This window comes from Priestia sp. KCTC 13724 (assembly GCF_056820425.1).
In genome coordinates, this window is sequence record NZ_JBXDLD010000057.1 from 22,409 (window position 1) to 45,458 (window position 23,050).

The 23,050-nt window shown below is 37.1% G+C and carries 29 protein-coding genes, 1 pseudogene and 1 riboswitch; of the genes and pseudogenes, 14 read left to right on the top strand and 16 right to left on the bottom strand.

Annotated features, from left to right (window positions below; genetic code table 11):
- The first annotated feature begins 4 nt into the window (after positions 1 to 4).
- Positions 5 to 1,051, top strand: coding sequence for a ribonucleotide-diphosphate reductase subunit beta (locus AC1UFB_RS08610; RefSeq protein WP_025911899.1), 1,047 nt, complete (start codon positions 5 to 7; stop codon positions 1,049 to 1,051).
- A 33-nt stretch (positions 1,052 to 1,084) separates the two neighbouring features.
- Here the strand turns inward: AC1UFB_RS08610 and AC1UFB_RS08615 are convergent, their stop codons facing one another.
- Together AC1UFB_RS08615 and AC1UFB_RS08620 are read right to left on the bottom strand one after the other, a co-directional pair.
- The gene (locus AC1UFB_RS08615; RefSeq protein ID WP_025911900.1) at positions 1,085 to 1,288 is read right to left on the bottom strand and encodes a hypothetical protein; all 204 of its coding nucleotides are present in this window, start codon (positions 1,286 to 1,288) and stop codon (positions 1,085 to 1,087) included.
- Between the two features lie 100 nt (positions 1,289 to 1,388).
- The gene (locus AC1UFB_RS08620) at positions 1,389 to 1,547 is read right to left on the bottom strand and encodes a DUF1540 domain-containing protein (RefSeq protein WP_064484027.1); all 159 of its coding nucleotides are present in this window, start codon (positions 1,545 to 1,547) and stop codon (positions 1,389 to 1,391) included.
- A gap of 212 nt (positions 1,548 to 1,759) precedes the next feature.
- Here AC1UFB_RS08620 and AC1UFB_RS08625 point away from each other — a divergent pair, with 212 nt between their 5' ends.
- Together AC1UFB_RS08625 and AC1UFB_RS08630 are read left to right on the top strand one after the other, a co-directional pair.
- The gene (locus AC1UFB_RS08625; protein WP_025911901.1) at positions 1,760 to 2,041 is read left to right on the top strand and encodes a DUF2325 domain-containing protein; all 282 of its coding nucleotides are present in this window, start codon (positions 1,760 to 1,762) and stop codon (positions 2,039 to 2,041) included.
- A 41-nt stretch (positions 2,042 to 2,082) separates the two neighbouring features.
- Positions 2,083 to 2,850, top strand: a complete 768-nt coding sequence (locus tag AC1UFB_RS08630) for a hypothetical protein (RefSeq protein ID WP_328101177.1) — start codon at positions 2,083 to 2,085, stop codon at positions 2,848 to 2,850.
- A 151-nt stretch (positions 2,851 to 3,001) separates the two neighbouring features.
- Here AC1UFB_RS08630 and AC1UFB_RS08635 read toward each other — a convergent pair whose 3' ends face one another.
- A complete protein-coding gene (locus tag AC1UFB_RS08635) occupies positions 3,002 to 4,039 on the bottom strand; it encodes a cytochrome d ubiquinol oxidase subunit II (RefSeq protein WP_025911903.1) in 1,038 nt (345 codons plus the stop codon).
- Between the two features lie 17 nt (positions 4,040 to 4,056).
- Complete coding sequence (locus tag AC1UFB_RS08640) at positions 4,057 to 5,385, bottom strand: cytochrome ubiquinol oxidase subunit I (RefSeq protein ID WP_061784914.1); 1,329 nt, start codon at positions 5,383 to 5,385, stop codon at positions 4,057 to 4,059.
- Positions 5,386 to 5,539: 154 nt separating this feature from the next.
- On the opposite strand from AC1UFB_RS08640, the gene AC1UFB_RS08645 reads away from it, so the two are divergent.
- On the top strand, positions 5,540 to 5,791 hold the full coding sequence (locus AC1UFB_RS08645; protein ID WP_025911905.1) for a type B 50S ribosomal protein L31: 252 nt from the start codon (positions 5,540 to 5,542) through the stop codon (positions 5,789 to 5,791).
- 32 nt (positions 5,792 to 5,823) lie between these two features.
- On the opposite strand, the gene AC1UFB_RS08650 is transcribed toward AC1UFB_RS08645, so the two are convergent.
- A complete protein-coding gene (locus AC1UFB_RS08650) occupies positions 5,824 to 6,762 on the bottom strand; it encodes a metal ABC transporter substrate-binding protein (protein WP_482588975.1) in 939 nt (312 codons plus the stop codon).
- Positions 6,763 to 6,847: 85 nt separating this feature from the next.
- Entirely contained in the window at positions 6,848 to 8,035 is a 1,188-nt protein-coding gene (locus AC1UFB_RS08655) for a GTP-binding protein (RefSeq protein WP_100346691.1), read from the bottom strand.
- 124 nt (positions 8,036 to 8,159) lie between these two features.
- On the opposite strand from AC1UFB_RS08655, the gene AC1UFB_RS08660 reads away from it, so the two are divergent.
- Positions 8,160 to 8,744, top strand: a complete 585-nt coding sequence (locus AC1UFB_RS08660; RefSeq protein ID WP_328101179.1) for a beta-class carbonic anhydrase — start codon at positions 8,160 to 8,162, stop codon at positions 8,742 to 8,744.
- Here the strand turns inward: AC1UFB_RS08660 and yidD are convergent.
- Complete coding sequence (gene yidD, locus AC1UFB_RS08665) at positions 8,741 to 8,962, bottom strand: membrane protein insertion efficiency factor YidD (RefSeq protein WP_035321473.1); 222 nt, start codon at positions 8,960 to 8,962, stop codon at positions 8,741 to 8,743. The two genes, AC1UFB_RS08660 and yidD, sit on opposite strands and share 4 nt — an antisense overlap.
- Before the next feature lie 167 nt (positions 8,963 to 9,129).
- Here yidD and AC1UFB_RS08670 point away from each other — a divergent pair, with 167 nt between their 5' ends.
- Complete coding sequence (locus AC1UFB_RS08670; RefSeq protein WP_025911910.1) at positions 9,130 to 9,603, top strand: S-ribosylhomocysteine lyase; 474 nt, start codon at positions 9,130 to 9,132, stop codon at positions 9,601 to 9,603.
- A 93-nt stretch (positions 9,604 to 9,696) separates the two neighbouring features.
- Here AC1UFB_RS08670 and AC1UFB_RS08675 read toward each other — a convergent pair whose 3' ends face one another.
- A complete protein-coding gene (locus tag AC1UFB_RS08675; protein ID WP_198511860.1) occupies positions 9,697 to 9,954 on the bottom strand; it encodes a hypothetical protein in 258 nt (85 codons plus the stop codon).
- Positions 9,955 to 10,135: 181 nt separating this feature from the next.
- On the opposite strand from AC1UFB_RS08675, the gene AC1UFB_RS08680 reads away from it, so the two are divergent.
- The 4 genes from AC1UFB_RS08680 to ytkD all read left to right on the top strand — a co-directional run bounded on the left by AC1UFB_RS08680 (position 10,136) and on the right by ytkD (position 12,118).
- Complete coding sequence (locus AC1UFB_RS08680; protein ID WP_100346693.1) at positions 10,136 to 10,576, top strand: Dps family protein; 441 nt, start codon at positions 10,136 to 10,138, stop codon at positions 10,574 to 10,576.
- A 131-nt stretch (positions 10,577 to 10,707) separates the two neighbouring features.
- Positions 10,708 to 11,106: a phage holin family protein gene (locus tag AC1UFB_RS08685; RefSeq protein ID WP_328101180.1), complete on the top strand. Its 399-nt coding sequence runs from the start codon at positions 10,708 to 10,710 to the stop codon at positions 11,104 to 11,106.
- Between the two features lie 69 nt (positions 11,107 to 11,175).
- On the top strand, positions 11,176 to 11,484 hold the full coding sequence (locus AC1UFB_RS08690; protein ID WP_025911916.1) for a hypothetical protein: 309 nt from the start codon (positions 11,176 to 11,178) through the stop codon (positions 11,482 to 11,484).
- A gap of 160 nt (positions 11,485 to 11,644) precedes the next feature.
- On the top strand, positions 11,645 to 12,118 hold the full coding sequence (ytkD, locus tag AC1UFB_RS08695; protein ID WP_025911919.1) for an RNA deprotection pyrophosphohydrolase: 474 nt from the start codon (positions 11,645 to 11,647) through the stop codon (positions 12,116 to 12,118).
- 47 nt (positions 12,119 to 12,165) lie between these two features.
- Here ytkD and AC1UFB_RS08700 read toward each other — a convergent pair whose 3' ends face one another.
- From AC1UFB_RS08700 to AC1UFB_RS08710, 3 genes are read right to left on the bottom strand one after another with little or no spacing between them, the layout of a single operon-like run.
- A complete protein-coding gene (locus tag AC1UFB_RS08700) occupies positions 12,166 to 12,969 on the bottom strand; it encodes an ABC transporter permease (protein WP_025911920.1) in 804 nt (267 codons plus the stop codon).
- Positions 12,947 to 13,726, bottom strand: coding sequence for an ABC transporter ATP-binding protein (locus AC1UFB_RS08705; protein ID WP_025911921.1), 780 nt, complete (start codon positions 13,724 to 13,726; stop codon positions 12,947 to 12,949). The genes AC1UFB_RS08700 and AC1UFB_RS08705 overlap by 23 nt, the downstream gene beginning before the upstream one ends.
- Before the next feature lie 2 nt (positions 13,727 to 13,728).
- Positions 13,729 to 14,727 carry an ABC transporter substrate-binding protein gene (locus tag AC1UFB_RS08710; RefSeq protein WP_025911922.1) on the bottom strand — a complete coding sequence of 333 codons (999 nt, stop codon included), beginning with the start codon at positions 14,725 to 14,727 and terminating at the stop codon, positions 13,729 to 13,731.
- A gap of 175 nt (positions 14,728 to 14,902) precedes the next feature.
- Here AC1UFB_RS08710 and AC1UFB_RS08715 point away from each other — a divergent pair, with 175 nt between their 5' ends.
- Both AC1UFB_RS08715 and AC1UFB_RS08720 read left to right on the top strand, forming a co-directional pair.
- Positions 14,903 to 15,685, top strand: a complete 783-nt coding sequence (locus AC1UFB_RS08715) for an alpha/beta hydrolase family protein (RefSeq protein ID WP_025911923.1) — start codon at positions 14,903 to 14,905, stop codon at positions 15,683 to 15,685.
- A 61-nt stretch (positions 15,686 to 15,746) separates the two neighbouring features.
- A complete protein-coding gene (locus AC1UFB_RS08720; RefSeq protein ID WP_025911924.1) occupies positions 15,747 to 15,989 on the top strand; it encodes a DUF2584 domain-containing protein in 243 nt (80 codons plus the stop codon).
- Positions 15,990 to 16,020: 31 nt separating this feature from the next.
- Here AC1UFB_RS08720 and pckA read toward each other — a convergent pair whose 3' ends face one another.
- A complete protein-coding gene (gene pckA, locus AC1UFB_RS08725) occupies positions 16,021 to 17,613 on the bottom strand; it encodes a phosphoenolpyruvate carboxykinase (ATP) (RefSeq protein WP_025909522.1) in 1,593 nt (530 codons plus the stop codon).
- A 273-nt stretch (positions 17,614 to 17,886) separates the two neighbouring features.
- Positions 17,887 to 18,004, top strand: a riboswitch (SAM riboswitch).
- Between the two features lie 134 nt (positions 18,005 to 18,138).
- On the opposite strand from pckA, the gene metK reads away from it, so the two are divergent.
- Positions 18,139 to 19,341 carry a methionine adenosyltransferase gene (metK, locus tag AC1UFB_RS08730; RefSeq protein ID WP_025909521.1) on the top strand — a complete coding sequence of 401 codons (1,203 nt, stop codon included), beginning with the start codon at positions 18,139 to 18,141 and terminating at the stop codon, positions 19,339 to 19,341.
- Positions 19,342 to 19,665: 324 nt separating this feature from the next.
- Here the strand turns inward: metK and AC1UFB_RS08735 are convergent.
- The 4 genes and pseudogenes from AC1UFB_RS08735 to AC1UFB_RS08750 form a co-directional block, all read right to left on the bottom strand.
- Positions 19,666 to 20,124 (bottom strand): annotated as a pseudogene (locus AC1UFB_RS08735) (glycosyltransferase); the annotation flags it as partial.
- A gap of 50 nt (positions 20,125 to 20,174) precedes the next feature.
- Positions 20,175 to 20,813: a glycosyltransferase gene (locus tag AC1UFB_RS08740; protein ID WP_326046529.1), complete on the bottom strand. Its 639-nt coding sequence runs from the start codon at positions 20,811 to 20,813 to the stop codon at positions 20,175 to 20,177.
- 20 nt (positions 20,814 to 20,833) lie between these two features.
- Positions 20,834 to 21,364, bottom strand: a complete 531-nt coding sequence (locus tag AC1UFB_RS08745) for a phosphatase PAP2 family protein (protein WP_100346696.1) — start codon at positions 21,362 to 21,364, stop codon at positions 20,834 to 20,836.
- Between the two features lie 237 nt (positions 21,365 to 21,601).
- Positions 21,602 to 22,123 carry a gamma carbonic anhydrase gene (locus AC1UFB_RS08750; RefSeq protein WP_025909518.1) on the bottom strand — a complete coding sequence of 174 codons (522 nt, stop codon included), beginning with the start codon at positions 22,121 to 22,123 and terminating at the stop codon, positions 21,602 to 21,604.
- Positions 22,124 to 22,227: 104 nt separating this feature from the next.
- On the opposite strand from AC1UFB_RS08750, the gene AC1UFB_RS08755 reads away from it, so the two are divergent.
- Positions 22,228 to 23,004, top strand: a complete 777-nt coding sequence (locus tag AC1UFB_RS08755; protein ID WP_482588982.1) for an alpha/beta fold hydrolase — start codon at positions 22,228 to 22,230, stop codon at positions 23,002 to 23,004.
- The last annotated feature ends 46 nt before the right edge of the window (positions 23,005 to 23,050 follow it).

Consider the following 23,050-nt stretch of genomic DNA (forward strand, 5'->3'; position numbering starts at 1 on the left):
TTTGTTGACGAACAGTCTAAAGAAACGTGAGATTATGAATGAAAATGCCCCGAACCGCTCAACGGGAATTATTAATGGTGAAACCTCAAATATTTTAAACTGGGATGATGTACGATTTTCTTGGGCGTTTCCAAAGTATAAGCGCATGCTAGCTAATTTCTGGACACCGTTTGAAATTAATATGGGACAGGACATCAAACAGTTTCCACAGCTTACAGCGGATGAACAGGAGAGCTTTTTAAAGATTATTGGTTTGTTGGCTTTATTGGACAGCATCCAGTCAGATTATGCGAGCAAAGTTGCTGATTATGTTACGGATTCTTCAATCAATGCGCTGATGATTATTTTAGCTCAGCAGGAAGTTGTTCATAATCACTCTTATTCATATGTATTATCAAGCTTAGTGCCAAAAGCTAAGCAAGATGAAGTATTTGAATATTGGCGTACGGATGAAAAGCTTCGTGCACGCAATGACTTTGTGACAAATGGTTATAAAGCATTCGCTGAAGAGGCAACAGTTGAAAACTTTTTAAAGTCCATTGTATATGATGTTATTTTAGAAGGTCTGTTCTTCTATAGTGGGTTTGCGTTTTTCTACAACTTAGCACGCAATCAAAAAATGGTTGCCACATCCACGATGATTAACTATATTAATCGTGATGAGCAGCTTCATGTGGGGTTATTTGAAAAAATCTTTAAAGAAGTGCTAAATGAAAATCCAGAACAGCGTACGGCTGAGCTTGAAGAGTTTGTTACTTCAACATTCCGACAAGCTGCCCAGCTTGAAATTGAATGGGCTGAGTCAGTCATTGGTGAGAAGTTTGATGGAATTACGATGAAAGATATTCGTCAATACATCGAATATATGGCAAATAAACGCTGTAATCAAATGGGATTTGGGCGCGTAGCGTTTCCTGATGCACCAATTGAAAATCCGCTGCGTTGGATTGTTGCGTATCAAGAGGTTGACCTTGGTAAGACAGACTTCTTTGAGCAAAAGTCAAGACAATATACAAAAGCATCAGATGTAAATGGATTTGATGATTTGTAAAATAAAGAAGCTGACTAAATGGCTACAACAGTTTTAGTCAGCTACCTGTGTTGAAATAAGGCCTAGTTCAATAGCACGAGTAGTGATAAGCAGGTCAATTTCAGGTGGAATGGTTTCTAATGTTCCACATTCATACTGCCATAAATGAGCAAATGATTGCACATAAATGGGGAACGTTTGTTTATTGGCTTTAACAGCTTCTGCTTTGAAAAAATGAACAAGTTGATTGGTATTCATATATTACCTTCACTTTCGTTGATATGAAAAAGGACAACCCGCGTGGTTGTCCTTTTTTATTAATTAGGAATAGAACAAAGTTTGTTTTAGGATAACCGATTTAAAGATCTTCAGGTTTAAATGTTTTACAATCTGTTTCGCGGCTATTAGAAGCCTTTTTACCAGCATGGCTGACTACGTAAATTTCGTCTGCTCCACAACGGTTGCCTTGCTTCCAATAATGACAGTTATTCACTTCACAAAGAACGTTTTGTGACATATATTCCCCTCCTTTATACGCGTGATATATGTAGTATGGTCAATTTTCATTATTGTTATAATCGAGAGATTAGAAAATTAATTGAGAATTTTTATCAATTAATAATTGACAAAGAGAATCATTCTCAATTATTCTATGTATATAGCAAACAAGATTAAATCATCGTTAAGATTTTAAATAAACTTAATTTTATCGTATAGGAGGAGAAATACATGTCATCAGTTATGGTTGTTGGAGGAGATCGTTTAAAGCATATTACAGATCGGTTAGCGGGTGAGGGGTTTAACGAAGTTATTCATCTTGATGGAAGAAAAAGTAATATGGTGAAGCGAGAAATTCCGGATCATATTGGTTTTGTACTTGTGATTACAGATTTTATTAACCACAACATGGCAAAGGTCATTAAAGAAAAAGCGAAAAAGCAGCAAAAGCCAATTTATTTTGTTAAGCATTCATGGAGCGCAATTCGCAAAGTAATTGAACAAGTATCATAAAGGATAAAGCAACAGGTGATTTTATAAAGCGTGGTGACAGGATGCAATTAAAAGTTCAAATCAAAACCTTGGCTAGTCATCATATTGAAGAGTTTATTCAATGCCCTTATAAATTTTATCAGAGGCAGCTTAAAGCTCGTAAACACCAACTGGTTGATTGGCGAAGTCTCGTCAGCGTAACCATTCATAAGGTTGTCAAAGAATATTATGCAAAAGCGCCATATGAAAGATCTGCATATTTTATTTTACAATTAATTGAAAGGTATTGGTCCAAGCTCTCACCGGAACTTTTCCAATCGAAAATTCATTACTATGAAGTCCTAGCATCGATGAGTGATCATTTGTTAACGTTTCTTATGAGTGAATTGCAAGATGATACGCCACTATTTGTTTATGAAAAATATGGAGTATACGTTCCTGAATTAGAAACAAATATTTCACTGTTAATTGATGCAGCGTATTGGTCGGATTCTTCTTATGAAGTAACAAAGTTTCTAATTGATGATCAATCAGAAGTAAAAGAAATGCTGACAGCATTTATGATGGTTTTTACCAAGCATGCATTCAATAGAATGCCAAAAGCTATTCATTTCTATTCACTTCTAACAGGGAAGAGAGAGACTGTTGAAATTGTATCTGAAAATTATTTAGAGTCAGTTAATAAACTGAAAATGATGAAAGATGTACTAGAAGAGCCAAAGTTTTTTCAAAAGATAAGTTTATTACAAGAGTGCAAAAATTGTCCACTCCGATTTGAGTGCAGCACAGATTCAACTATTCAAGCTGAGAAACTAACAATGTTTATGTGAAAAAGGTGGCACCTTAATGACAGAAGGCTTAAAAGTAGAGCTTGCTCCATATGGAGAAGATGTAGAAAAGTGTAAAGCGTATGCACTTAATATTGCAGCAAACATAATAAAAGAAGTAAAGAACAGATAAATCGTTCTTTACTTCTTTAGTTTAATACGGCTTCTTTCCAATATACTTTCGGTTGTCTTTCATAAACAAGCGCCAGAAATAGTAGAATCCAGGGAATAAAATAGCAAATCCTACAATGTACGTGATGAATAATGAGCGAAAAGCATCAGGATGGGTAAATCCTGTTTCGATGGTTACATTCGGATAAATAACATATGGTAAATGACCTTTTCCATATACATAGCTCGCTAAAAAATACTGAAGAACAATCGCAACAACTGCTAGTCTAGGCATTCCTTTTCCTTTTGATGATGGAAGTAAAAGAGCTCCGCCTGCTACTAGGAATAAAAACAAGGAAATAAATAAGATGGGTTTGTCTTCCATCATGTTATTATAAAGCCAAGTGGCTTCCATACGCAGTGTCAGCATAATGAGAATGGCCATGACAAGTGATATAGGACCTGTGATGAGCGCATCTCTTCTATATACCTCATATGCTTCCATTTCATCTGAGGACTTGGAGTAATCAGCTAAAAGCAATGAGGATAGAAATAACGAAGAGCTGACAGCAAATCCTATAAAAGCATATACGTTTGGACTGGTAAATACTTTGAGTAAGTTTAGTTTTTCAACTCCATCAATGGTATCGATGTAACCGCCTTGGCTAATTGGTAAAACAGCAATTAAAAACGCTGGAATCAACACGCCTGATAGACCAGAAATATAAACGAGAGCCTTTTGATGGCGAGCTCCCTTAGTATAATTTGAAAATACAAGGAAACCACTTCTAAGTGCTAAAAGCAATAGAATAATACTTCCTGGAATTAATAGAACAGTTCCAAGCGTAAACGTAGCTCCAGGAAAGAAGCTAAATAAACCAACTACAATTGCAACGATAAATACATTCGTTACTTCCCAAGTTGGAGAGAGATAGCGGTTAGCGATGTTTGTAGCATTGGTTTTTTCACGATTAATGTAAACCATTGACCAAAATCCCGCTCCAAAATCCATTGTTCCCATAACAGCATAAATAAAAATAAATCCCCAAATGACCGTGATGGCAAGTAGTGAATCACCCATATTAATTCCACATCCTTTTAGTTCATATCTGCAAGCTCTTTCTCCAATGGATTACGCTTGAAGTAATAAATAAGAACAAGTGAAACAGCAACAACGAGTATAGCGTATACAATTAAAAATAGAGCAAATAAAAATTCTAAATTAGCAGAGGTTGTAACGGATTCAGAGGTCTTCATAATTCGGTAAATTACCCAAGGTTGTCGACCTGTACATGCGAAAATCCAGCCGAATTCTACTGATAGGATGGCCAAAGGACCAGAAATAACAAATGCCCACATTAACCACTTTGGAAAACCACGCTTTTTCATAAATTTATACCAAGCAATTCCCAGGATAGATAGTAGAATAAGCAGTGATCCAATCCCTACCATACCGTTAAAAAGAGTATGGATGAAAAGAGGGGGCCAGTATTCTTCTGGAAAATCATTGAGTCCTGCAACAACCGTATCAAAGCGATCATCTGCTAGAAAGCTTAGTGCCCATGGAATTTCAATTCCCCATTTGACGGTTTGAGTTTCACGATCTGTAAATCCCCCAATAGTGAGCGGTGCATAGTCGGTCGTTTCAAATAAACCTTCTGCTCCTGCAAGCTTTTCTGGCTGATATTCATAAAGAAGCTGCGCAGATTCATGCCCATTTAGAGCTGTTAAAAATGAAAATATCCCTCCAACGATTAGCCCCATCATTAGTGCTTTTTGGTGAAAACGATAAAGTCTAGGCTCTTTACGAGAGCGAAGCATCTTAAATGCAGCGATGGATGCAATAACGAAGGCACCCGTCGCATAAGCAGATACAGCAACGTGTCCAGCTGTTGTAATAAAACTTGGGTTAAAGAAAGCTCCCCACGGATCGACATCTGTAATTTCGCCATTTACAATTCGAAAGCCGGCCGGAGTTCCTTCAAACGCATGGACGTTTGTAATCAACACAGCTGAAGCTACAGCTCCAATAGCTACAAGTATAAGGCTTACAATTCGCATTGTTCGCGAAATTCGATCAGCTGCATACACGTAGATAGACAAAAAGAGTGCTTCAATAAAAAAAGCATAGATTTCAATTTGAAAAGGTAATGACATAACTTTCCCAACAACTTCCATGAAACCTGGCCATAGTAAGGCTAGCTGTACTCCAGCAATAGTTCCTGTTGGGATAGCAACGCCTAGTAAAATTGCTGCGCCTTTTGTCCAACGCTTTGCCATTAGCTCATAATCTTTGTCTTTTGTGCGCTGATAGAGAAGTTCTGCTAATAAAATCATTAAAGGAATTCCCACGCCTAACGTAGCAAAAATAATGTGAACTCCCATGGTCATACCAAACATCGAACGAGCAGTTACTAAATGTTCCATTGAAATACAACCTTTCCAATCAAGTATTGATAAGCCTTATTGTCCACTTTTTACCACAATTTATTCATCAATAAATTTTTGAAACAGAATAATTGAAAATAAGAATCATTACGATATAATAGATGTATATCTTATTAAAGGAGAGGATTATAAGATGAAACCAAATATTCATCCAGACTACCGAAAAGTAGTGTTTATGGATACAAATAGCGGATTTAAATTTCTATCAGGTTCTACAATGCACTCTTCAGAGACAACGGAATGGGAAGATGGTCAAACATATCCATTAATTAAAGTGGAGGTAAGTTCTGATACACACCCATTTTATACTGGTAGACAGAAGTTTGCTGATAAAGGCGGACGTGCAGAGCGCTTCATGCAAAAATACAATATGAAACAAAAATAACTAGCTAATGGGCTAGTTATTTTTGTTTGTATTTAGTTTAACGCTTTTTGAATTGTTTCAATGTTTTTATCCATAATTGAGAAGTAATCTTCCTTGTTTGCTACATCATCTTTTGTTGCAGACTCCAGGTTATGAAGGGTAAGCGCTTCTGCACCTACTTCTTTTTGAACAAGCTTAGATACTTTAGGCTCTAAGTTTTGATCGAAAATAAAGTATTTAATGTTATGCTCATTTGCTTCTTTAATAATAGACTGTAGCTGCTTTTGTGACGGCTCATTTGTTGGAGATAAGCCGGCCACACTAATTTGAGTTAAGCCATAACGTTTTTCCCAGTATCCATATGCAGCGTGGGAAACTAAAATTTCTTTGTGCTTTCCTTCAGAAATAGTTGTTTCTAGCTTTTGATCAAGTTCCTCTAGCTGAGCCTTTAAGTTTTCATAATTTTTTTCAAACTCTTCTTTTGCTTCTGGTTTTAGTTCTATTAATTCATTCTTAATGTTTTCAGCTAATTGAATTGATAAGACCGGGTCTAACCAGATGTGTGGGTCCGTATCTCCGTGACCATGAGCATGTTCATCTTCATCAGAATGCGTACTTTCAGCTAACTCAATACCTTTAGCTGCTTCTACCATAGCCACATCTTCATTTTTTAAGGTATCTTGCGCTTTATCAGCAAAGCCTTCTAATCCAATGCCGGAATAAATGAAAGCATCACCTTTAGCGATTTCTACCATATCCTTTGTTGTTGGTTCGTAAGAGTGAGCATCTACTCCAGGAGGAAGTACACTCTCAACATTTACTTCATCTCCACCAATTTTCTTAGTGAAATCTTGCAGTGGAAAAATAGTTGTATAAACCGTTAATTTATCGTCTTTACTGCTTGCTTGTTCATCTGAATTGTCAGCACCGCATCCAGCTAAAAATGCTGCTGTACCTAATGCTAATGCCATAAATGTAGCTTTAACTTTCATATATATAATTCTCCTTTCGATTACTAGTTACGAACAATGACCTATGTTATTATATCGTAATAGTTACGATTTGGAAACTATAAATTTATGACTGGACCGTGAATTTAGGTAGAGGATCACAGAAAGTCGACCAATCTTGCTGCATTTCTGCATCAGTAAGCAAGCAGTGATCAAGCGTAGAAATGACTTCTTCTTCATTCATTTCCAATCCAATAAAAACTAGCTCGTTCATGCGGTCACCAAATGTATCGTCCCATTTTTCGAGAAGCTCGGGCTCTTCTCTTAATGTCTGTTGCTTTTCAGCTTCTGAATATGCAGCTACCCATTCGCCTGCACCTTGGATCATAATCGATGTTCCAGCTTGTGAAAGCAGCCCTGCCATATCATTCCGTGAAGCTAACCAGAAAAAGCCTTTTGCTCGGACAATATCAACTGGCCAATTTTCAAGCCATGTCATTAACCGTTCTGGATGAAATGGACGCTTTCGTCTATAAACAAAAGAAGAAATGCTGAATTCTTCTGTTTCTGGAGTGTGGTGATCTGTATTTAGCTCCTTGATCCAACCTGCTCCTTGACTCGCTTTTTCAAAGTCGAATAGACCAGTATTTAGAATTTCTTTTAGGTCAATCACACTTTTAATTGTTTGGATAATCTTAACTTCAGGGTTCAGCTTCTTTAAGACTAACTCCAGCTCTTTTGCGTCTTCTTCTGTCAGTAAGTCGACTTTGTTCAGCAGAATGACATTTGCAAACTCAATTTGGTCAATGAGTAAGTCAACAACTTCACGCGTATCATGTTCATCGTTACCTTCTTTACGATCTAACAAGCTTTCACCGGATGAGAAATCCTCCCAAAAACGATTTCCATCTACTACTGTGACCATCGTATCCAGAGAACATTTTTTTGTTAAATCAATGCCAAGCTCTTCATCGATATACGTAAACGTTTGGGCAACTGGAATGGGTTCACTAATTCCTGAAGATTCGATGACGATGTAATCGATATTTCCTTTATCAACGAGACGTTCAACTTCTTTCATTAAATCGTCTCGTAGCGTACAGCAAATGCATCCGTTTTGCATTTCAACTAATGTTTCTTCAGTACGAGAAAAGCCACCTTGTTTTACTAAGTCGGCGTCAATATTTACTTCGCTCATATCATTGACGATGACGGCTACTTTAAGCCCGTCTCTATTTTTTAAAATATAATTCAATAAAGTTGTTTTACCTGAACCTAGGTAACCACTTAATACTGTAACAGGTACTTGTTTCATTTTGTTCTTCCTTTCTTTAAATAAGAATAGTTACGATTTATGCTGTTACATCATATAAGAATTTTTAGTATAATACAAGGGGAACGATTAAAAAATTTTTTACATAGGAAAGGAAGTAGGAAACATGAGTCTATTAAATGAGATTTTAACTTACAATGAGAAGTTTGTGGAAAATAATGAATATCGCAAATATGAGACAAGCAAGCTGCCGGATAAAAAGATGGTTATTTTATCTTGTATGGACACAAGATTAGTGGAATTACTTCCTCAATCAATGAACTTACGTAACGGCGATGTGAAAATTGTGAAAAATGCAGGGGCACTTGTATCTCATCCTTTTGGAAGTGTCATGAGAAGCATTTTAGTAGCTGTATATGCACTTCAAGCAGATGAAGTATATGTAATTGGCCACCATGATTGTGGTGCAGGAAAATTAGAGCCGATTTCATTTTTAGAAGCTGTAAAAGAGCAAGGGATTTCAGAAGAAGTAATCGATACAATTGAAAAGTCAGGAATTGATTTAAAAAGCTGGTTAAAAGGATTCGATTCGGTTGAAGAAACGGTGCAACATACGACGTCTACAATTCGTAACCATCCTTTATTTGCAAAGCATATTCCTGTACATGGTCTTGTTATTGATCCAGGCACAGGAAAGTTAGACGTTATTATAGATGGATACGAGTATGTTAAAGAAAAGCAAAATAGCTAATCTTTTTTTGCAGTTTCTTTTTCGGGCACGGGATCCATACCTCCTGGGTAAAAAGGATGACACTTGGAAATTCGCTTTATCGTTAACCACCCGCCTTTAAAAGCTCCAAACCGCTTAATCGCTTCAACCCCATAATGAGAACATGTTGGATAGAATCGACACGTAGGGGGTGTGAGTGGCGAAATAACTTTTTGATATACTTTTATAATACTCAGCATGATTTTAGCAAGCACTGATATCACATCTTTCTAAACAGATTCTTTTCTATAAATATATCGAAAAAAAAGCACAGGATGCAAATACCAGGTATATAGTATATTAAATTGATGAAAAAAATCGGAATTAAGTGTATGATAAAAAGTAAGAATAAAAAAGGAGTGATAGCATGCCATCAGTAGAAAGTTTTGAATTAGATCATAACGCTGTAAAAGCCCCTTATGTAAGACATTGTGGTGTACACAAGGTAGGTAGTGACGGCGTTGTTAATAAATTTGATATTCGTTTTTGCCAGCCCAACAAGCAAGCGATGAAGCCTGATGTTATTCATACATTAGAGCATTTATTAGCTTTTAACATCCGTACTCACGTAGAGAAATATGATCATTTTGATATTATTGATATTTCTCCTATGGGCTGTCAGACAGGATATTATCTTGTTGTCAGCGGAGAACCAAAAGTAGAAGAAATTATTGATCTTTTAGAAGACACACTAAAAGATGCAATTACAATCACAGAAATTCCAGCTGCAAACGAAAAGCAGTGCGGTCAAGCAAAGCTTCATGATTTAGAAGGAGCAAAGCGCTTAATGCAATTCTGGTTGAATCAAGATAAAGAAGATTTAGCAAAGGTATTCGGTTAAACTAAAAAAACTCTAGCTTTGACAGCTAGAGTTTTTTTAGTTTAACCATAATGCCGACCTACGTATTTTAAAAAGTTTAGTGTTAGACCATTTTTATAAACTATTCACAATGAGCTGTGCAGCTTGTCTAGCACCAGAAATATTTCTAGCGATCGGTCCTACTTCTAGTTCAGCTAAGGCCCCTGTAACATATAGATTAGGTCCCCATTGTAGTGAGTGAGAAACAATAGGACAGCCATACTCACTGCAATGTAACTTATGCTCATGAATCAAGGGTGTCAGCCACTGCTTTTCAGGTAATGTTTGAACAAAGCCAGTTGCTAAGAAGACACGTATCCAATCGTAAATCAAATGTATCCACCTCTTTAAATCGTAATCATTTCGTTTTTTTTGTGAAAATGATAATAAAAAAAGGTTCATCGTCAATAGCGGAAGAGTACGAAAAACTTCTAAAAAAATGTTTTAATCAAGGAAAAAGGGGTACTACTATACTAGAGATAATTGAAGTAGAAATCATTAAGGAGTGGGTATTATGTCTAAAGAGTTAACAACAATCGTAAATAAGCAAGTAGCAAATTTTAGCGTGATGTATATCAAGTTACATAATTATCATTGGTATGTAAAAGGCGAACAGTTCTTTACGTTGCATGAAAAATTCGAAGAGCTTTATACAGAAACGGCAACAGTAATTGATGACTTAGCAGAACGTTTATTAGCTCTAGGTGGTAGCCCAGTTGCTACAATGAAAGAAATTTTAGAAATGAGTTCAATTGAAGAAGCACATGGAAATGAAACAGCAAAAGACATGGTATCTGAATTAGTAAAAGACTTCACAATGCTAACAACAGAGTTAAAACAAGGTATGGATGTAGCTGGCGAAGTGGATGATGAGACAACAGGTGACACGCTTCTTGCTATTCATCAAAGTCTGGAAAAGCATATGTGGATGTTAAACTCTTTCTTAGGAAAATAAAAACTTGCGAGCTTCTCGCAAGTTTTTTTATTCCATAAAAGTGTACAAACGATAGCATGTATGAAGAACACTTCTCACTATTTTGCATATGATAGTATGTACCACTATGTAAATAGTTGAGAGGATGAAAAATGAATATGTACAAACTATCCTTGTTATCTTTATCTAGTTTAGGTTCATTTATCTTTTTCTTAGTAGGGGAATGGAATTATTTATTGATGGCTTTAGTAGCACTGGTAGCAGTTGATTATGTCACTGGAACAGTTGCAGCGTTTATTGATAAGAGTTTATCTAGTAAGGTAGGCTTTCGGGGCATTGCCAAAAAGGTTTTTATTTTTGCTCTTGTTACGATGGCTAACTTCATGGACCAAGTATTTTGGCCGGACAATCATTTTATCAGAGATATAACGATATTATTCTATATTTTAAATGAGATGATTTCTATTACGGAGAACGCTGGTCGAGTAGGTCTTCCTGTGCCCGCCGTTATTAAGCAGGCAATTGAGAAATTAAAAAATCAAATTAAATGATCAGTATAAAAGGAAACCATTATACAAATAAGAAAGGTAAGTCAGTATAAAGGAGCTGAATATCTTTCAATGAAAAAAACGTATTATGTATCCCTCGGTTCGGGTGAGATTTCTCAAGTGAGTACGGCATCGGAATGGAATTTTAAAATAAGTGCGACCGATTTGGAAGTAGAGCAACTGCGAGAGCGTTTAGATCAACGTTATTCAGATGATTGGCAAGGTTTCCTTCGAGCGCATATTCCTTATCTAGAATATCATCATGATCGTCCAAATGATGCTTATGATGATATGAATACTCAGCTATATCAAATGTTGTATGAGCTAGGAGATGAGAATGCAAAGGCTCATATTCGCACAATAGGAATTCTACCTTCATAAAAATAATAAAAATGTAAAAGTAGTGCTACTATTAATGATTATTAAGGGCTTTTATCGAGAATATTGGTAGAAAATCCGTTATTTCTATTCGAAAAGCTAAGAGATAGTACTTAAATGTGTGATAAAATAAGGAAAAAATCAAATGGAGTTTGAGTAGACGATGTACACATTTAAGGACGCATACCACAATCAGGTTTTTTTATCGTTTGAGCGCAGTCCGTTTTCAAAAACTCCTCGTCACGTTTGGGTTGTTTGTCGATACGAAGGACAATGGTTGCTAACTAATCATTCTAAGCGGGGGTTGGAGTTTCCGGGAGGTAAAGTGGAGCTAGAGGAAACACCGGAGGAAGCGGCAGTTCGAGAAGTATTTGAAGAAACAGGTGGAGAAGTAGAAAATCTTTCGTATATTGGTCAATATAAAGTAGTTAGTAAAGGAAAAACAATTATAAAAAACATTTATTTTGCGAATGTCTCAAAGTTAGTCCCAAAAGATGACTATATGGAAACAAAAGGACCGGTTGTTATTCGAGAAATTCCAGAACAAGGAATTCAAAAAAATGCGAAATACAGTTTTATTATGAAAGATAATGTTTTACAGTACGTGATGAAGCATGTAAAGCGCACATTTTTGTAAGAAGCAAAGAAGCCCTGTTATCATAGCAGGGCTTTTTAGTATTAATATTAATGACGCGTTAGTCGTTTTTCTAGATAGGAAATTGCTTGGTACATCCCAGTTGCAAATACAGCAATGAGCAACAAGCTTAAAATAACAAGGGTAAAGTTAAATACTTGGAAGCCATAGATAATCATATATCCAAGCCCTTTAGACGAAACCAAAAATTCTCCCACAATTACGCCAACCCATGATAAGCCAACATTCACCTTAAAGGTTGAAATAATCGCTGGCATTGTAGAAGGCAAAATTGCTTGTTTAAAACAATCATGCTTAGTAGCACCAAAGCTTTGCAGTAATTTCACATAGTTTGGATCGACTTCTTTAAAAGCTGTATAGACAACAATAGCAGTGATGATGACAGAAATGATTGCGCCCATTGTTAAAATGGAAAAGAAACCAGGTCCAATGGCTACAATCAAAATCGGGCCTAGAGCTACCTTTGGCATAGCATTTAAGATAACTAAATAGGGATCCAAAACCTTTGCTAAACGATTTGAATACCATAGCAAAGTTGCTAAAATGATACCACACAGCGTTCCAATAATAAATCCAAGTACTGTTTCAAACAACGTAAAGCCAATGTGTTCTAATAATGAACCATCCCCTGTTTTTTCAATAAACAAATTCCACACTCGGAGTGGAGAGCTGAAAATAAGAGGGTCAATCCACTTGAGCGAAGATGCCAGTTGCCATATCCCAAAAAAAGATAAGAAGATAAATAATTGAACCAAACGAATGATTCGCTTTTCGCTATTTACTGCGGATTTGTATTGCTGATGTAAAACATCAGGATTGTGAGGCTGATTCAAGGTGATCCAACTCCTTCCAAATCTCCATGAACAGGTCGTTGTATACAGAGTGTTGTCTAGCTTCAAAAGGAGACAGAGTCTGAAGGATAGGTGGTACGGTGAAAATTCGAGCAATTCTTCCTGGGTTGGCTGAAAATAAAACGATTCGATTGCTCATGGCAATTGCTTCTCCAATATCATGCGTAACGAGTACCGCCGTTTTTTCATAAGTCATTAAGGTTTTTGATACAAGCTCTTCTAACTTTAATTTCGTTTGAAAGTCTAGAGCTGAAAAGGGTTCATCTAAAAGTAAAATACTAGGATTCGTAGCGAGTGTTCTAACGAGCGCCACACGTTGACGCATACCTCCAGATAATTGATGTGGAAAAAAATCTGAAACGCTTTTCAATCCCATTCCTTCTAAGAGCATTAATGCTCGCTGCTCATGTTCCTTTGTAAGGTTACGCTGGATTGTTAGTCCAAGAAGGATGTTGTCTTTTATCGTCTTCCAGGGAAATAAGTAGTCTTGTTGAAGCATATAACCAACTTCTGCTGTAGGCTCTTGAACAAGTTTATTCTTAATGTTTACTTCACCTGAAGTTGGTTTAATTAACCCAGCCAAAATCGAAAGAAGCGTCGTCTTTCCACATCCGCTAGGTCCTAGAAAAGAAATAAATTCTCCTTCTTTAATTGAAAGGTTGATATTTTCTAAAGCTGTGGTGGCTGATTTCATTGTGACATATACGTGGTGGACGTTTGTGATTTGTAAGCCTGACATGGTTACTGCTCCATGACGTCAGTTGCAATTTTTGTGTTGACTAATGTTTTGTGATCAATACGCTTAGGTAGTTCACCAGCTTCATCCATAATGCGTTGAAGGTTTTCCCACTCTTCTTTATCTAACACTGGGTTAGTAGCAAATGAATCTTGGGTTTTATATCTCTCAACAACGGTTTCAATTGTATCGATTGATGTGTCGTCAAAATAAGGAGCGATTGCTTCAGCAACTTCTTTTGCACTGTGCGTATCAACCCACTGCTGTGCATTATAGATAGCTCTTGTAAATTTCTCAGCAGTTTCAGGATTTTCTTTTAAAAAGCTGTTTTTTGACATGAATGTTGTATATGGAACCTTTCCTGACTCTTCACCAAAAGAAGCAACAATGTAACCTTTTCCTTCTTTTTCAAAAATACTGGCCGTTGGCTCAAATAGTTGGACATAGTCGCCAGTTCCAGATGCAAAAGCACTTGAAACGTTAGCAAAATCAATATTTTGAATAAGTGTTAGATCGTTTTTAGGGTCAATATTATGTTCTTTTAAGACGTACTCTCCAACCATTTGTGGCATGCCACCCTTACGCTGTCCTAAGAATGTTTTTCCTTTTAACTGGTCCCATGAGAAGTTATCAACTTTTTCACGTGCTACTAGAAATGTGCCATCCGTTTGCGTTAGTTGCGCAAAGTTAATAATGGGATCATCAGAACCTTGTGCAGCGACATAGATTGAAGTTTCTGAACCAACTAATGCAACATCTATGCCATCGGATAAAAGGGAAGTCATCGTTTTGTCTCCGCCCCAAGTAGTTTTTAATTCTACGTTTAGTCCTTCTTTCTCAAAAAAACCTTTTGATATAGCTACATATTGGGGAGCATAAAAGATGGATCTTGTTACTTCTCCTACGCGAACAGTTTCAATTGAGCTTTGTTTACCACAGCTCATTAAAGTGAAGGTTAAAATACAAATAGTGATGATGGACAGCAGCCATTTTATTTTTCGCATGGTATTTCCTCCTAACGTTAAAATAAGATTGTAAATCAATTATGATGAAACATAGTAATAGGCCAATATGTGGAGTAGGATTGATAGCGTGACTTTTTCTACAATAATATATGATAATGGATAAAATAGTGTGAACGTCTGGTTAAAAACGATTGAATGATAAGGAGGGTTTTTTATGAAGGACGGAACTATTATTAGTCAATATCCTTTTCCATCTCCCAATCCACGCATTTCGTTGTCAATTGTGACGTATATGTGTCAAGGTTTAAAAATTAAGGGGATGTTAGCGGAACCAAAAGAAGAAGGTACATATGATGGATTTTTATATTTAAGAGGTGGCATAAAAAATGTAGGTACTGTGAGACCAGGGAGGCTAATTCAATTCGCATCTCAAGGATTCATTGTAATGGCTCCATTTTATCGAGGGAATCAAGGTGGAGAAGGAAACGAAGATTTTGGGGGAGATGATCGTTACGATGCTTTTGCAGCTTATGACTTACTTGTCAATTACCCTCGAGTTCATCAAGACCGAATCCATGTATTTGGTTTTTCACGAGGAGGCGTAATGGCTTTGTTTACTGCCATTGAAAAAAGTTCAGCACGTTCGCTTGTTTTATGGGGAGGGGTAACGGATATGATTCTTACCTATGAAGAGCGAACAGATTTAAGGCGTATGATGAAAAGGGTCATTGGTGGGACACCTTCGAAATATCCAGACAGGTATGAATGGCGTTCACCGCTAACTCAGGCATATAAGCTAAGTATACCGACATTGTTAATACATGGAAAAGAAGATGCAAACGTGTCAATTGAGCATGCATATCAATTAGAGAAAATGCTGAGTGAACATGGGAAGCCCGTGGAAAGCTGGTACTTTGATGGATTTCCTCATGCGTTTCCTCCGAAGCAAAACCGAGAGACAGTGAAAAATTTAACTGAATGGATGAAAACAAAATAAAAGATATGCCAGCATAGAAAAAGCATTGTACAATAGAGGAAAAGAAAGGGAGGTAAGAAGGATGGGAATGCCACTAGAATTAAATACGATGATTGTTACAAAAGGAAATGAGAAGCGAGTAGTAGATAATGTATTTCAAATTGAAAAAAAAGGCTACCGCTTATACCCTCTTGAGGTTCCGCTTAGTATTCATAAAACGAAGAATGGTGAACGCGTTGGGACAGGTATTATTAAAAAGCTTGAGTTAGAGCAAAATAAAACCGTTGTCACATACGAGTTAATAAAGCTACACTCCACAAACTAAAAAAAGCCGGAATTAAAATTCCGGCTTTTCATTATTTTGAAATAATCGGTCCGCCCATTTGTGAAATTTCTGGAGCTACATTTGCAAAGCGCTCAAAGTTCTTTGTGAACTTTTGTGCTAATTGATGAGCTTTTTCTTCATATAAATTTGCATTCTTCCATGCTTTTACTGGTTGAAGTACTTCATCAGGGACACCAGGAACATGTGCAGGAATCTCAAGTCCAAAGATAGGATCTTGAACTGTATCTACGCTAATGAGTTCTCCTTCTAACGCTGCTTGAACCATTGCGCGTGTGTAAACTAGCTTCATTCGCTCTCCAACACCATACTCTCCACCAGTCCATCCCGTATTCACAAGATAAACATTTACGTTATGCTCATCAATTTTTTTACCTAGCATTTTAGCATAGGCTGTAGGTGGAAGAGGTAAGAATGGTTCACCAAAACAAGTAGAGAACGTCGCCTGTGGCGCAGTAATTCCGCGCTCTGTTCCCGCAAGTTTACTTGTATACCCACTTAAGAAATGATACATTGCTTGTTCTTTTGTTAGTTTGCTAATTGGAGGTAAAACTCCAAATGCGTCTGCTGTTAAGAAAACAATTGCCGTAGGATGTCCTGCAACGCTCGGTAAGATTGTGTTATCAATTGCTTGAATTGGATAAGCAGCACGAGTGTTTTCTGTTAAGCTATTATCATTATAGTCTGCAATTCTAGTATTCGAGTTAATCACAACATTTTCTAAAACTGTTCCAAATCGAATGGCATTAAAAATTTGAGGCTCTTTTTCTTTTGATAGTTGAATGCATTTTGCATAACAACCGCCTTCAATGTTAAATACGCCTGTACTAGACCAACCGTGCTCATCGTCACCAATTAGTCTTCTGGTAGCGTCAGCTGATAATGTTGTTTTTCCGGTGCCAGATAGTCCAAAGAATAGTGCAACATCACCTTCTTTGCCAACATTAGCTGAGCAGTGCATAGGAAGTATGTTATTTTGAGGAAGTAGGAAATTCATTACTGAGAAAATAGATTTTTTCATTTCGCCTGCATATTCCGTTCCACCAATTAATACAACTCTTCGTTCAAATGAAATAATAATAAATGTCTCTGAATTTGTCCCATCAATGTCTGGAACAGCTTTAAAAGTAGGAGCAGATACAATTGAGAATGATTCAGCATCACTTTTTAGCTTCGTGTCTTCTGGACGAATAAATAGTTGGTGAGCAAACAAATTATGCCATGCGTATTCATTTACGACTTGGATTGGAAGCTGATATTTATCATCGGCGCCCGCATAGCCGTTAAACACAAATAGCTCATTTTGTTCTTTTAAATGTTCTAATACTTTTTTATAAAGCGCGTCAAATCGTTCAGATGAAAACGGTTGATTCACATCTCCCCATTCAACAGTATGAGATGTTAAGGAATCGCTTACAATGAATTTATCGTGTGGGGAACGCCCCGTATATTTTCCTGTTTCAACTTGAATAGCACCTGTAGAAGTCAATACGCCTTCTTGTCGCTCTAAAATCTTTTCGACTAATTGAGAAACAGATAGTTGGTGATTCACTTTTTCAGATTCCAGGAGATTGGCTAATTCAATAGACATATTAACAGTACTCATGTGCACTACCTTCCTTTTTTTAAAATGATGTTTAAATGTACAATTAGTATAACACATTACTTTAAATAGTCTATACTATTCGAATGAAAATGTTAAAATGTTGCGAAAATTTTTTGTTTTAGAGAGCATAAAACGTTTTTGTGAGATGATCTTACTAGTGAAAGGTTTCTGTAAATAATAGGGGAGGAAAATACAACCTTTAAGTGATTTTCATAGGAATGTTATTGACATAACAGAGCATTTTCCTGTATGATATGTCCTTGAACGGATACTCTCTTATCCCGAGCTGGTGGAGGGACAGGCCCTATGAAACCCAGCAACCATCACCCATTTCCATAGAGGTGATAAGGTGCTAACCTGATGCAAGGGAATAAACCTTGATCGATAAGAGTGAAAGGCTTATGCAGAACTTGATACCTTTCCTCGATACAAGGAAAGGTTTTTTATATTGAAAAAATGTAAATGAACCACAATAAGGGAATGAGTACCGTATCACAATGTATCATATTTAAAGGAGGAAAACCGATGTCAACACAACGTCGTCTGTTTACGTCAGAATCTGTTACAGAGGGACATCCAGATAAAATTTGTGACCAAATTTCTGACTCAATTCTTGATGCTATTTTAGCTGAAGATCCAAATGCTCGTGTTGCTTGTGAAACAAGCGTAACAACTGGTTTAGTATTAGTAAGTGGTGAAATCACAACATCTACTTATGTAGATATTCAAAAAACAGTACGTGATACAATCAAAGAAATTGGTTATACGCGTGCAAAATATGGTTTTGATGCGGATACTTGTGGAGTAATCACAGCAATCGGTGAGCAATCTCCAGATATCGCTGCTGGTGTAGACCAAGCGTTAGAAGCTCGTGAAGGTTCAATGTCTGATGAAGAAATTGAAGCAATCGGAGCTGGTGACCAAGGTTTAATGTTTGGCTACGCTTGTAATGAAACAAAAGAATTAATGCCGTTACCAATTTCTTTAGCTCATAAGTTAGCGCGTCGCTTAACAGAAGTGCGTAAAGAAGAAATTTTACCTTACCTTCGTCCAGATGGTAAAACGCAAGTAACGGTTGAATATGATGAAAACAATCAACCAGTTCGTGTTGATACAATCGTTATCTCAACTCAGCATCATCCAGAAGTAACGTTAGAGCAAATTCAACGTAACTTAAAAGAATATGTAATCAATCCAGTTGTTCCACAAGAATTAATCGATGAGAACACGAAGTACTTCATTAACCCAACAGGACGTTTTGTAATTGGTGGTCCTCAAGGTGATGCAGGATTAACAGGTCGTAAAATTATCGTTGATACTTATGGTGGATATGCTCGTCACGGTGGTGGCGCATTCTCTGGTAAAGATGCAACAAAAGTTGACCGCTCAGCAGCATATGCAGCACGCTACGTTGCGAAAAATATTGTAGCTGCAGGATTAGCTGATCGTTGTGAAGTTCAGCTTGCATATGCCATTGGTGTAGCTCAGCCAGTTTCAATCTCTATTGATACATTTGGAACAGGTAAAGTAACTGAAGAAGTATTAGTTGAAGTAGTACGTAACAACTTTGATCTTCGTCCAGCTGGTATCATTAAAATGCTTGATTTAAGACGCCCAATTTATAAGCAAACAGCAGCATACGGTCACTTTGGTCGTACTGATGTTGAGCTTCCTTGGGAGTTCACTGATAAAGCAGAAGCTTTAAAAACTGAAGCTTTAGCTAAATAAAAAAAGAGGCTGGGACATAAGTAATTCAGCCAATGATAAACCTGAACGATTGAGAGTTTCTCACTTTTAATCGTTCAGGTTTTTTGTTGATTGTGAAAACAATGTTGGAAACAGGGTGGAATGGAGCGTAGGACACTCGACTCCTGCGGGAAAGAGAGGGAAAACTGAGATCCCGCAGCGCAGCGAGGAAGCTCAGGTTCCTCCCCGCGGAAAGCGAGTGGCCGTAGCGCAATAGAACGAACGTGTTGGGACAAACCAAAAAGATTGGAACAGCTATTGTTCGTCTCTTAGAAGCAATCATTTTGTTATGTCCCAAACTCTTTTTTATTGAACAAATTCTAACCCATTGTTTGATTTAGTAGTGACTGCTTCATAGCGAAGCAGTAATTGGTCAAAAATAGAATCCCAAGATTGCGTAAGAGCATAGCGACGAGCAGCGTCTCCAAACCTTAGTCGAAGCTGGGAGGACTCTAACAAAGTACAAATGGATTCAATAAATTCTTCAAGTGAATTCGGGGTGCAGAGGTAGCCATTCTTCTCATTGCTAACAATATGTTTTACTCCCCCTGCATTAGCAGCAATGACAGGCGTACCGCAGGACAATGCTTCTAATACAACGTTACCAAAGGTCTCCGTTTCAGAAGGAAATATGAATAGGTCGGAAGCTGCATATAGTTTAGCTAAATGCTCATGTTCTAAGAAGTCGATGAATGTAATGGATTCACCCGCTTCTTGCTGCAGCGCCTCCTTGCTAGGCCCACCTCCAACAATAAGCCACTGTACTTGGTGGCGTAAATGGTCGGGAAGTAAGCGAGATAGCTTTAATAAAAATGCTACGTTTTTTCAGGAGATAAACGTCCAACATATGTTAAGATATAAGGCTTTTTTATATTGTATTTTATGCGGATATCAAATTTATCGTAGTAGGGATGAAATAAATGATGATCGACTCCTCTAGACCAGATAGATATAGATTTAAAGCCTTGATTTAAGAGCTGCTTTTTTGTTTCAAGAGAGGGAACAAAAATCTCTTCAAACGGTTCGTAAAACCATTTCATATATCTCCACAGAAGAGGAGATAAGTGTCCTAACTTGTAGCTTGGAAGATAGTGTTCAAAGTCAGTATGATGAGAACCAACTAAAGGAATACTAAGCTTTTTAGCCACATGAATGCCACTAAGTCCCATTGAAAAAGGAGTAGCAACGTGCATGATTGTAGGATTGAACTCCTTTATTTTTTTCTTCATCTTTATAACATTCGGTAAGGCAAACCGACATTGTGGATAAAGAAAGAATGGTATACTTAATGAATGATTAATGGATAATGGACTAAATGTGCGGGACGATGATTCAGGTGCAAAAACCTCATAGTCAATTCGTTGACGAGATAAATAATAAGTAAAGCGCTTTAATGTTTTTGCGACTCCGTTGATCTCAGGAGAAAACGTATCTGATATCAATGTAATCCTCATCCTACCACCTCCATTTTGATTTAGTAGAACAACTGTAGACCGATAATTCCAGAGAGTATACCTAACAACATGCCTGCAAATACGTCAGTAGGGTAATGGAGTCCTAAATAAATCCGCGAAACTCCTACTAAAAAAGCAAGTGGAAATAAAAATAAAATTGAAACAGGTACCGCAATCATGATAGGTGCTAGAAACGAAAAAATGGCTGTTGTATGTCCAGATGGAAATGAATGATCTTGTAAAGGATTATCCAATACTTTTGTTTCTTTTAATTGAAGGTAAGGACGTTTTCTTGGATAAATTTTTTTGGTAATCGCCACAGGGATATGGCTGATTGCTAGAGATAAAGCGCATGCGTAAGCAAGCGGTAAAGATGCACGATCAATACATAGCATGAGGAGTAGCGCTAGGCCAATCATTGAAGTTGCACCACCGATATGTGTAATCGTACGAAAAAAAGTGTTGAGAGGCTTGAAGTCGAAATGTTTATTCACAATTTGAAATAAGTGGCACTCCCAATCATAAACTTGACGAATTAGTTTTGTTCGCATATAGCAACCTCCTTTAAGCCCATTATGTTCATAGCTAAAGTAATCGGTGACGATGAAACGTTAAAAAATTATATGTTTTTGTTTCTCAACGAATGTATAGTCGCTATGTTATATTGTAAGAAATATTTGTAGAGCTAGTGCTAATATTGTGTAAAGAATGTGTGGATTTATTTAGTGCATACTAAGTAAGGCTGCTACACAAAAAAACAAGCAGTGCATTGACCACTGCTTGTTGCATTAGCTGTTAATCGGGTTAATTGATTTATAATATTGTCCTTTTTCAACATACTGCGTGCGAATTCGGTTCATATCTTTTACATCTTCATCTGTTAATTCACGGACAACTTTAGCAGGGCGACCTAGTGCAAGTGTATGAGGTGGGATTTTTTTACCGGGTGGGACCAAGCTACCGGCTCCGATAAATGCACCTTCTCCAATTTCTGCTCCATCTAAAATAATTGAGCCCATTCCAACCAGCGCATTTTTGCGAATAAGTGCGCTATGTAAAATAACTTGATGGCCGATTGTTACATCATCTTCAATGATAAGCGGCAAATTAGGGCTTTGATGAAGTGTAGATTGTTCTTGAATATTGACACGCTTTCCAATAATAGTCGGTGAAACATCTCCGCGAATAACAGTATTAAACCAAATGCTACTTTCATCGCCAATCGTGACATCACCTGTAATCGTTACGTAATCAGCGATATAGCATGTGGGTGAAATAGCTGGTGTTTTTCCTTTATAAGGATAAATCATGCGTTCATCTCCTTTATTAGTTGAAAAAAGAGTAATAATCTTCTAATGTAAGTGTACATAGTTTTTTTAAACAGGTAAATAGCAAATGAAAGGGAGTAACTCAAATGCGTAAGTGGGAAACAGAAAATCCAAAAGGTGTGGTAGTCATTGTTCACGGCGCAGCTGAGCATCAAGGACGGTACCGCTGGCTAGTTGAAATGTGGCGTTCAGTCGGCATGAATGTTGTGATGGGGGATCTTCCTGGACAAGGTCTAACAACAAGAAGAAGAGGACATATCTTATCATTTGACGAATATGTACATGAAATTGAAAACTGGGTCAAAGAAGCACAAACTTATGATTTGCCTATTTTTTTATTAGGTCATAGCATGGGTGGGCTTGCCGTTATTCGAACGCTCCAGTTGAAGAACTTACCAATATGGGGAGCGATTTTATCATCGCCATGTCTAGGACTTAAAGAACAAGTTCCGGCTTATTTAGACGTTTTATCTAAAGGGTTAAATAAAGTAATGCCAACGAAACTGTTTGACTTAGGCTTAACTGTAGAGAAAGCAACGAGAAATCCAGAAGTAAGAGACGAAGACCAAAATGATTCATTGTATGTGACAAAAGTTTCCGTTAGGTGGTATCGCGAGCTTGTAGAAGCGATCAATATGGCATTTCGTGATATTGAAAAGATGCCTGATGTTCCACTTCTTGTTATGCAAGCGGGAGAGGATAAAATTATTGAAAAATTAATTGTAAAGCAATGGTTTGACGAAGTAGATCTAAGCGAAAAAATCTATAAAGAGTGGCCTCAGCTTTACCATGAAATTTTTAATGAACCTGAACGAGACTATGTTTTCACATATGCAAATACATGCGTGTTGATTAACCAATAAAATCCAAAAAAAGCATACAAAAAAGGGCACCTATCTTGTAGAATGT